General features: G+C 68.4%; 9 protein-coding genes. 4 read left to right on the forward strand and 5 right to left on the reverse strand.

The annotated features are described in order from the left end of the window. Positions 1-353: 353 nt before the first annotated feature. The 4 genes from ABZ881_RS30570 to ribA all read right to left on the reverse strand — a co-directional run bounded on the left by ABZ881_RS30570 (position 354) and on the right by ribA (position 3,307). Entirely contained in the window at positions 354-1,346 is a 993-nt protein-coding gene (locus ABZ881_RS30570; protein ID WP_358489480.1) for a tRNA-dihydrouridine synthase, read from the reverse strand. A gap of 10 nt (positions 1,347-1,356) precedes the next feature. After that, positions 1,357-1,683 (reverse strand): hypothetical protein, encoded by a 327-nt coding sequence (locus ABZ881_RS30575; RefSeq protein WP_358489482.1) that lies wholly within the window; start codon positions 1,681-1,683, stop codon positions 1,357-1,359. Then, the gene (locus tag ABZ881_RS30580) at positions 1,664-1,912 is read right to left on the reverse strand and encodes a glutamine amidotransferase (RefSeq protein ID WP_358489484.1); all 249 of its coding nucleotides are present in this window, start codon (positions 1,910-1,912) and stop codon (positions 1,664-1,666) included. The genes ABZ881_RS30575 and ABZ881_RS30580 overlap by 20 nt, the downstream gene beginning before the upstream one ends. A gap of 84 nt (positions 1,913-1,996) precedes the next feature. Next, positions 1,997-3,307: a GTP cyclohydrolase II gene (ribA, locus tag ABZ881_RS30585; RefSeq protein WP_358489487.1), complete on the reverse strand. Its 1,311-nt coding sequence runs from the start codon at positions 3,305-3,307 to the stop codon at positions 1,997-1,999. Between the two features lie 487 nt (positions 3,308-3,794). Between ribA and ABZ881_RS30590 the strand changes: the two genes are divergently transcribed. From ABZ881_RS30590 to ABZ881_RS30605, 4 genes are read left to right on the forward strand one after another with little or no spacing between them, the layout of a single operon-like run. Then, on the forward strand, positions 3,795-4,577 hold the full coding sequence (locus tag ABZ881_RS30590; RefSeq protein ID WP_358489489.1) for a glutamine amidotransferase: 783 nt from the start codon (positions 3,795-3,797) through the stop codon (positions 4,575-4,577). Positions 4,578-4,597: 20 nt separating this feature from the next. After that, entirely contained in the window at positions 4,598-5,632 is a 1,035-nt protein-coding gene (locus tag ABZ881_RS30595) for a LacI family DNA-binding transcriptional regulator (protein ID WP_358489491.1), read from the forward strand. Continuing rightward, positions 5,629-6,582 carry a PfkB family carbohydrate kinase gene (locus ABZ881_RS30600; RefSeq protein WP_358489493.1) on the forward strand — a complete coding sequence of 318 codons (954 nt, stop codon included), beginning with the start codon at positions 5,629-5,631 and terminating at the stop codon, positions 6,580-6,582. The genes ABZ881_RS30595 and ABZ881_RS30600 overlap by 4 nt, the downstream gene beginning before the upstream one ends. Positions 6,583-6,623: 41 nt before the next feature. Next, entirely contained in the window at positions 6,624-7,616 is a 993-nt protein-coding gene (locus tag ABZ881_RS30605) for a ribose-phosphate pyrophosphokinase (protein WP_358489496.1), read from the forward strand. Here the strand turns inward: ABZ881_RS30605 and ABZ881_RS30610 are convergent. Next, positions 7,613-7,712: integrase core domain-containing protein (locus ABZ881_RS30610; RefSeq protein ID WP_358489497.1), on the reverse strand; the 100-nt coding region annotated here is incomplete at its 5' end. The genes ABZ881_RS30605 and ABZ881_RS30610 overlap by 4 nt on opposite strands.

Raw genomic sequence — 7,712 nt, forward strand, 5'->3', positions numbered from 1 at the left:
TCGGCGGCGTCGACGACGCGTAACATGTCGTCCAAGACCTCGGACCATGGGCGACTCGCGTCCGGCCAGAAGAAGGGTGTCGTCACCCAGAACTTGAGGGCCATAACTCACTCCATCATCGGGATTGTGTGTGAAGAGGAAGGAACGGGTGAGGCCGAATCCGACGCTCCGCAGACCAGCTGCGACAACGTGGGGCGAAGCTAGGTTCTCGCCACCCACCCGAGGTCGGAGTGCGGCGTTGTGTGGCCAAGTAAGGCCCACTCAGCGACGGACTGCTTGGACGTGCGCCCGTTCGGGTATGGCCTGGCAGCAGGGTGCGCTTGGGCGTCGAGGTTGGTCTCGTGTGGGTGTGGTCATTTGGCCTGTGTCGGCTCCTTCAGGGAGTTGACCCAGAAGGGGTTGGTGAGCAGGAGCCGTCCGACCGCGACGAGGTCGCAGTCCCTGCCGGCAAGCGCGGCTTCGGCTGCTTCTGCGCTGCTGATGCCGCCGGCGACGATGGTCGGCATACCCGTGCGTTCGCGGACCTGTGCGGCGAGGTTGCGGAAGTCGACCGGGATCTCGAACGATGACGCGCCCTCGACTGCGCCGCCGGCCGCGGCGTCGATGGCATCGCAGCCGGCCCGGCTGAGCTGGTCGATGACCGGGATGGCGTCGTCAGCATGCCAGCCGCCGTCGGCGAGGTCGTCGATCGCCAGCCGGACGAACAGCGGCATTCCCGGCCCGCAGGCTGCGCGTACCTGTTCCACGATTTCCAGCAGGAAGCGACTGTTGGCCTCGGGGCCGCCGCCGTACGGGCCTGAGCGGTGGTTGGTCAGCGGCGAAAGGAACTCGTGAATGAGGTACCCGTGCGAGGCGTGGATCTCGATCACGTCAACGCCAACCTGACTCGCCCTGGCTGCGGCCTGCCCGAACGCAGCGCCCAGGTCGCAGATCTCCTCGTCGGTCAGCGCGTGGGGCTGGTGGCTTGAGGCGTTGAAGGGCGCCCCGGTAGCACCTACGACCTGGTCGAGCGCGTCGCTGTCGGCGAAGGCCTTCCGCCCAGTGTGCCCGAGCTGCACACCGACCTTGGCCCCCTGCTCGTGGCAGAACTCCACGATGGGTGCCAGCGCCGCGGCCTGCTCATCGGTGTAGAGGCCAAGGGCGCCGCCGTGGCCGCGGCCCTCGGGCGAGACCGCCGAGTCCTCGATCATCACGAGCCCGACACCACCGACCGCACGCGAGCCGTAGTGCACCAGATGCCAACTACTCGCGCACCCGGTCTCGTCAGCGGAGCGCTGCGACATCGGCGCCATGACGACCCGATTTGGCAACTCCAGGCCCCGAACCTTGAAGGGGTCGAGCAACATGAGCGTCTCCTTAAACCGCAGGCGGTCGGCCATCCGACCGGTCAGAAGATGTGGTTGGAACCGTGGAACACGCGCAGACCGAGCCACCCACCTCGATCTGAGCGATCGACCGAGCAAGAAGCTCGGCACACGACAACTGCTGCACCAGGCCACTCACCGCACTACGCAGCGCAATCGTGTCGGTGACCACGGTCCCGTCCAGATCAGCCGACTTGAATTTGATCTCGGCGTCGCCGAAGAAGATCCCGTGAGTCGCGCCGGCGCACACCGCCACGGCCCGGCTTCTAGTACCGCGTTGCAAGCTATTGGAGCCGCTGTCACTGATGATGATAGCCACGTACTCGTCCAGCGCTGGCTTGGCGCGGGAAGCGACTTGAGATCTCGTGTGCGCGAATGTACGTGACATCGAAGCCGCTGGTGGCGAGTGCATTAAAGAAGTCCGGGGCGCCTTCCTCGTACTCGGTGTCGTGGAACTGGTCGAACCCTTTCAGATGGATCGTGTGCTTGACCCAGGAGCCACCGACGAACAGCACCTTTGACTGTCCCCCGCTCGGCGGCTGTGCCATGCCTTCACCTACGTTCTTGCCTCGGACGTTGCGGAGCGATGCGCGATATGCCTGCACCGCACGTAGGGCGAACATAACCATTCCCTACATCGCGAATGTGTCGAATTTCTGGTGCCCCATGCGATTCTCCTTCGCTCTGAGGTACCGCACGTTGTGTGGGTTTTCCGCGTAGGGGACTGTGACTTGTTCGACCACGGACAGCCCATGCTCGCGGAGAGCGACGCTCTTTGCTGGGTTGTTGCTCATGAGGCGAACGTTGTGGACACCGAGATCGGCCAGGATGCCCGCAGCGTGCCCGTAGTCGCGGGCATCGACCGGTAGGCCCTGGACGACGTTGGCGTCGACGGTGTCGAGGCCGTCATCCTGGAGGCTGTATGCGGTGATCTTGTTGGCCAGTCCGATTCCGCGGCCTTCGTGTCCTCGCAGGTAGATGACGGCGCCACAGCCTTCGCGGGTGATCGCGGCGAGCGCGTGCTCGAGCTGGGCGCCGCAGTCGCAGCGCAGCGAGCCGATGATGTCTCCGGTGAGACATTCGCTGTGTACCCGGACCAGGACACCGTCTTCGGATACCCCCTGTGCAGCGACGTCGCCGAGCACGATCGCCAGGTGCTCGGCGCCGTCGCAGGTGCGGTAGGCCGCGGCCTGAAAGTCGCCGAACACCGTGGGCAGCGCCGCCGTTGCGACTCGTCGCACCTCGGCACGCTCCGCGGCGCGGACCTTGATCAGGTCCGGGATCGTCAGGAAGGGCAGCCCGTGCTCCGCGGCGAACCGCTTGAGCGTCTCTCCGCACGCCATATCACCGTCCTCGTCGATGATCTCGCTGATCACCGCGACTGGCGGGACGTCGGTTCGGTGCAGGAGGTCGACGGCGGCCTCGGTGTGCCCGGGACGGGTAAGCACTCCGCCCTCGCGGGCCTTCAGCGGGAAGATGTGGCCGGGCCGGGTGAACTCCGATGCAACAGCCGCCGGGTCGGCTAGGGCCTGCAGAGTCAGGGCTCGATCCTGTGCCGACACGCCCGTTCCGCAGTTGCCGTGGTCGACGGTGATCGTGAACGCGGTGCCGTGGGGGTCCGTGTTTTTCGGGAGCATGTCCGCAAGCCCCAGCTCCCGAGCACGGGCGGCAGGCATCGGAGCACACAGGATGCCGGTCGTGTGCCGCACCATGAAGGCCACCGCGTCCGCGGTTATCAGAGCGCCCGCCGCGATCAGATCGCCCTCGTTCTCGCGTTCATGGTCATCGGCGACTACGACCAGCCCACCTGACGCAAGCGCCTCGACGGCCGAACGTACTGCCTGAGCAGCACGCTCCAGCTCTCTGGTCTTACGGACCACCTGAGGATCCCACCCTTCGCAATGAATCGACCTGCACACGGCGACCACCTCGGCCTCCGTCACAGGAGGCGAGCTTCCTGACGAACTCGCCGCCCTGTGTCGACCCGATCTTCCGGGCTACTTTGAACAAACGTCCAACATGGCGGCTGAGTTTGGCCTCCGCTCCTCGGCTTGTCAACGGCCAATTGATCGGTACGCGCGATCTCCAGCGGTGACGAAGCACCCGGCAGGCCGCTGGTGCTGCGCGTCTGGGTCCCGAGGGTGTCGAGGGGTATCAGCCCTTCTGCGCTGCAGGCCCGCACGCCATCCGGTAGCGGTTGCGGTAGGAGTCGGCCACCCAGCGAGTCTCCCGACCGGCCGTCCGGTCGTGAGCCGCCGGGCCGCGCTCCAGAGGCGCATCGTTCAGCCGGCCGGGCCTCTGCTGACCGGATGGAAACGTTCCTACCTCTTGTCAGTTCTCGCGGACCTGGCTACTTTCAGCCCGGTAGGGGCCGCGCACTGGGCGGCACGTACGCCGTTAGCAGAAACGTTTATCACGAGAGGAGGGCACGTGCCCGACACCCTGAGCACCCCCCCGCTGCGTGTCCTGGTCGCGGGTGAGTCCTGGATCAAGCACACGATCCACATGAAGGGTTTCGACCAGTTCCACTCTACCGAGTACGAGGAGGGTGCCGGCGTCTTCCTGGACTGCGTGCGGGCGGCGGGTCACGAGCTGACCTACGTGCGCGGACACGAGATCAGCGCGCTGTTCCCCAAGACGGCGGAGGCGCTCGACGCGTTCGACGTCGTCGTCATCTCCGACATCGGGTCCAACTCGTTCCTGTTGCCTGACGAGACGTTCCTGCGCTCGGAGAAGTCCCCGAACAAGCTCGGCCTCGTGGCGGACTACGTCGGCCGCGGCGGCGGGCTGGTGATGATCGGGGGGTACCTGTCGTTCACCGGGATCGACGGCAAGGCGCGCTACGGGATGAGCCCGCTGGCGGACGTGCTGCCCGTGGACCTCATGCCCACCGACGACCGGGTCGAGATCTCCGACGGGCTGAAGGTCGACGTGTCTGACCCGACCCACCCGGTGCTGGGCGGCACGCCTGCCGAGTGGCCGATGCTGCTGGGCTACAACCGGACCTTCCCGAAGGAGGGCTCCACCGTCGTCGCGCGGACCGGTGACGACCCGCTGCTGGTGGTCGGCGACTACGGCCGGGGCCGCTCCGTGGCCTTCACCTCGGACCTCGCCCCACACTGGGCCCCGCCGGAGTTCGTGGAGTGGGAGCACTACGCGGCACTGTGGACGTCGATACTGTCCTGGGCCGCAGGCGGTTCCCGAGGTCAGTGAGAGTCCGAAGGGGATGTGACGTGACACAGCCCGCCCGCAGGCGCAAGCGGCCCACCATGAAGGACGTCGCCGAGCACGCCCGGGTGTCCGTGAGCACGGTGAGCTACGTGCTGAACGACTCCGGCCCGGTCGCCCCGGAGCGGCGCGACCGGGTGCTCGACGCCATGCGTGTCCTGGAGTACTCACCGAACGAGTCCGCACGCAACTTTAAGCGGCGCAGCGCCTGCACCATCGGGATGATCGTGCCCGAGCTGACCAACCAGTTCTTCGCGATGGTCACCGAAGGTGTGCAGCGGGCCGCCTCGGCACGGGACTTCCTGGTGGTTCTGGTCGTGCCGGACGCCACCGAGAAGCCGGAAGAGAATCAGGCCGAGCTCCTGCGCAGCCAGCGCATCGACGGCTTGATCTACCTGTCCGGGACCGGGTCCATGCCGGCGTCGATCTACGAGCTGGCCCGCTCCGGGCCGGTCGTGCTGGTCGACGAGCAGATCCCCGGGATGGTCCTGCCCGCAGTAGTGTGCCAGGCCCGCAAGGGGGCCCGGGAAGTCGCGGCCCACGTCATGGAGCACGGGCACTGCAGGGTCGCGGTCATCGGCGGGCCGCCCAGCCTGTGGACGGCCCAGCAACGGTTGGCCGGGTACCGGGAGGCGTTCGCCGGGGCCGGGCTCGACCCGGACTTGGTGCCCGTGTTCGCCGGTGACTACCGGCAGGCCTCCGGGCGCGAGCTCGCGGCGAAGGCCCTGGCCGCCGAGCCACGGCCGACTGCGCTGATCTGCATGAACGACTTGATGGCGATCGGGGTGATGGAGCACTGCCGCGAGGTGGGGCTCCGGGTGCCGGAGGACGTGAGCGTCGTCGGCTTCGACGACCTCCCGGTCTCCGCCTTGCTCACGCCGCGGTTGACCACCGTCCGTCAGCCCGCGCACGACATGGGTTTCCGGGCGGCGTCGGCTCTGTTCGACCTGCTGGAGAACGACGAGTCCGGCGCGATCGGCGAGCTTCCCGCCACCGTCCAGGTGCGGGACTCCGTGTGTCCGCCGTCGGTGGTCGCATGACGCCCCGGGTGGTGGTGGTCGGCGCGGTCAACGTCGACCTCGTGGTGCAGACCGACCGACTGCCGGGGCCGGGGGAGACCGTCCTGGGTCCAGGTGTCGAGCGGCATGGAGGCGGGAAGGGCGCGAACGCGGCGGTCGCCGCGGCCCGGGTCGGCGCCGATGTCCGCTACTGCGGCGCGGTGGGTGCGGACGACGCCGGGGCCGGTGCCCTGGCGGAGTTGCGCGCGGAGGGGATCGACGTGACGGACGTGGCGGTGCTCGAGGGCGTCGCCACCGGCGCCGCCCTGATCGTCGTCGACGTGCAGGGGGAGAACCAGATCGCCGTGGGGGCCGGGGCGAACGCCGCCGTGGACGCGGCGTCGGTGCGCTCGGCGGTTGCGCGGTCTGCGGGCTGGGCAGGCTGTGTGCTGGTCAGCACCGAGATCTCGCCGGACGCGGTGGCGGCGGCGGTCGACACCGCGACGGCGCACGGCCTGCCGTGCGTGCTCAACCCGGCGCCGGTGACCACGGAGCTGGTGGACCTGCTCCGGCTCGGCCCGGTCGTCACCCCTAACCGGTCCGAGCTGCGGGACCTCTTCGCGCTGCTTGAGGACGGTACGGGCGAGGACACGGCCGCATCGGTGGCGGAGATGGCGGCCGCGGTAACTGCACGGACGGGCGCGCCTGTCGTGGTGACGCTCGGCGGCGACGGCGTGCTGGTGGTCGACCCCGAGCAGCAGGCGACGCCCCTGCCCGCCCCGCCCGCCACGGTCCGCGACACCACGGGCGCTGGCGACACCTTCAACGGGGTGCTCGCGGTGGCACTGGCCGCCGGCGCCACCGTGTCCGAGGCCGGCGCGCGCGGCGTGGCGGCGGCCTCGCTGTCGGTCGGCACGGTCGGGGCGCGGGCCGGCATGCCACGCGCCCGGGCGATCGACGACGCGATCGCCCAGGGCGCGCCCACGGGCTGATCCACCGCGGCTCTTCCACTACCTCCACGAAAGGTGGATCCATGACGGCGTCGCTACAGCGGGGCTACGACAAGCGGCTGATGCTGTTCTCCGGTCGGGCAAATCCCCTCCTGGCCGAGGAGATCGCCCGCCAGCTCGGTGTCGACCTCGGCCCGATCACGCTCAAGACCTTCTCCAACGACGAGATGTACTGCCGGTACAAGGAGTCGATCCGCGGTGCGGACGTCTTCCTCGTCCAACCCATGTGCGCCAACCCGGCCGCCGGGGTCAACGCCAACGACGCGCTGCTCGAGCTGCTGGTCATGGTCGACGCGGCGGTCGGGGCGAGCGCCCACCGGGTGATCGCGGTGACCCCCTGGTACGGCTATTCGCGGCAGGACAAAAAGTCCGCCCCGCGGGAGCCGATCTCGGCCCGGATGGTCGCGCGCACGCTCGAGGCGGTCGGCGTGGACCGGGTGTTGACCATGGACTTGCACGCGGGGCAGCTGCAGGGGTTCTTCGGAATACCCGTCGACCACATGACCGCGCTGATGATGCTTGCCGACCACTTCGCCGGCCTGGACGACGATCTTGTGGTGGTCGCGCCGGACGCGGGCCGGGTCAAGCTGAACAAGCAGTTCGCGACCCGGATGGGCGCCGGGCTCGCGATCCTGGACAAAGAGCGACCCGCCCAGCAGGTGGCCGAGATCGGGCACGTGATCGGGGACGTGCAGGGGAAGACCGCGATCATCGTCGACGACATCATCGACACTGCGGGCACGTTGCGCGCCGCGGGGGAGGCGGTGTCCCGGGCCGGTGCGCGGCGGGTGTTCGCCGCGGCGACGCACCCGGTGTTCAGCGGCCGGGCCTACGAGAACCTCGCGACCTCGCCGTTCGAGCGGATCGTCGTCACCGACACCATCCCGCTCCGCCCGGGTGCGCCGCCCACGATCGACGTCGTATCTTGCGCACCGCTGCTCGCCGACTCCATCCGCCGGATCTTCACCGACGACTCGGTCAGTGAGGTCTTCGGCGGCAAGAACCACCTCTTCTAGGTGTGATGCCCAGCCAGGTTGGTCAACCTGGTGATGGGCGCGGCCTTCCCGATTGCTGAGTGGGGCCGGTGGTGGTTGTACTCGTGGAGCCATGCT

This window comes from Pseudonocardia sp. NPDC046786 (genome assembly GCF_040645415.1).
GTDB lineage: Bacteria > Actinomycetota > Actinomycetes > Mycobacteriales > Pseudonocardiaceae > Pseudonocardia > Pseudonocardia kongjuensis.